A 1,896-nucleotide genomic window follows, 5' to 3' on the forward strand; every position below is an offset into this window, starting at 1 on the left:
GCTGTCGTCATCGTGTGCCTGTTTTTATTGCTTTTTGTCGTTATTTTGGGATTCCATGTCGACAAATGACTAATCGTACCCATGCCTTTGCAGAGTGTTCCGTGGATGGAGGCCAAACCTGGAAGTTAGTAGATTTGGGCGGGGAGCCTGCTGAGGTAACAGAAATTCGGCCTGACTTCCAGACCATCAAAAGGTTCACTGGTTCTGGCACTGAGTTTAAGAGGCAAGGAGATCTCCTGCGGGGTCTTCTGGAGGGCGCTGATTTAGCGCAACAGCAAACTCTGGCTGAAGCCTGTGGCATAAGTCTTGAAGAACTGAAGGAAGCCCATGAGGCAGGCTGTGAATCGCCAATTCCCCATCTAAGTCCTTTCGCAATGGTAGAGAACCTTTGGAAGAGAAAAGATTTAGCCGGTTTTTCCATGGGCGTTTCAATCCTGGAGTCGCTGGAGACCGAGGCATTGGGCTTTAAAGAAAAGGAATTGATCGGTGTTGTGGAAGACTACGATCGGCGTGCCTCCAGACCGATGTCGGAGGCAGTCAAACAAATCTTGTCCAACAGTGATCAAGATCAGGTTACTGAACAACTCAGGGTATTGCACTCCAAAATGATTGTTCAGGGCGGAGCATGCCCTCTGCAGTGGTTGAGTTCAATAATGAATGTTCTGCAAAACAGTGACCTGACCAGGCCTCCGGTTATTGAATTTGCCAAAAAGGCCCTGGCATCGGATTGGCTGGATCCAGTGCCGAACAGTTTAAACGATTTTAAAGGGGCTCGTAAACTCCATGAGCTATTGATGCGTCTGCAAGTTGTCGATGAATTGAAGGTTGCAGCAAGCCAGTGCCTGAAAAAGTGGTATGGGGAATTATTGTCCGGAGAAAAAAATTGCGTGACCTGGCAGAGGGCATATAAAAAACGTCAGCAGAGAAAAGATAATGCCTTGCTCGTCTCTCAATGTCATGAAGGTTTTTCGCGATGTCTTGAAGGCCAAATCGTCAGCTCATCTGTAAAGAACGACTGGACGGACGAACCTGAGGGCATTCCGAGTATAGAGCGAATGCTGGTGCGCCACCCTGCATTTTCGAAGTTAATCTCGGGCGCGGCGAAACACCGTCCGGTGATTATCATGGAGCAGCCTTCCTGGGGCGATTTCTGGCTAAGAACACTGCTTGATGAAAAGGTCGAAACTCTGTTACAACGAATCGCTGAGAACCGCTCAGACTTGAAGCGCAGATTGGAACAAATCAATCAAGAGTACACAACGAGAAAACAACTCGGAGCTGCTCTGACAGAATTGCTGAGAGATCGCGACAAAGCCATGATTCATATTCTAAATGTAGCTATGAAAGAAGAATATCATTTGCTTAAACCAGCTTTGGAAAATGAATATGAGAAAAAAAGGTCTGCAACCATAAGCCGTTACGAATCCACTCTAAAGCCCCTTAGGCTGTCATTCGGGGAGAGAAAAACTGTGGATGATTTAAAAGAGAAATGCAGGAAAGCGATTCAGCAGGCCTTCAGCCATTATCTGTATGGGGTAACACATTCGAAAGGCGGTTACTTAACATATTGCTGGGTCGATGCTGAAATACCAGAAGGTGGGGAGAAACACAGCTACGGCGCTCATGACCCATCCTCACCAGAAGAGCTGCATGCCATGATGTCTGCAATCAGTAGCTCTTCCGGGTTTCAGGAATCTGTTAATAATAACTACTTGCGGCAGGTACACAACGCCAATAACGCTCTGGTGCTCAAATCCGACGAGCTGACAAAAATTGCCGCAGAGTTTATAAGCAGCATGAATTTGGATTCACTTTATGACTCACTAGCAGCCTGTCGGACCTAAGCGTCCGTAGCGAGGATTGCAAGAAATTGAGGATAAAAATTTCTGCTTCTGA

Annotated in this window: 1 protein-coding gene; it reads left to right on the forward strand. The window is 46.9% G+C overall.

The window, feature by feature from the left end:
* Window positions 1-1,844, forward strand: a 1,844-nt coding sequence (locus KDK17_RS06645; RefSeq protein ID WP_257287658.1) for a transglutaminase-like domain-containing protein, incomplete at its 5' end; no start/stop codon positions are given.
* Between the last annotated feature and the right edge of the window lie 52 nt (window positions 1,845-1,896).

Source organism: Endozoicomonas sp. SESOKO2, from assembly GCF_024606245.1.
GTDB lineage: Bacteria > Pseudomonadota > Gammaproteobacteria > Pseudomonadales > Endozoicomonadaceae > Endozoicomonas_A.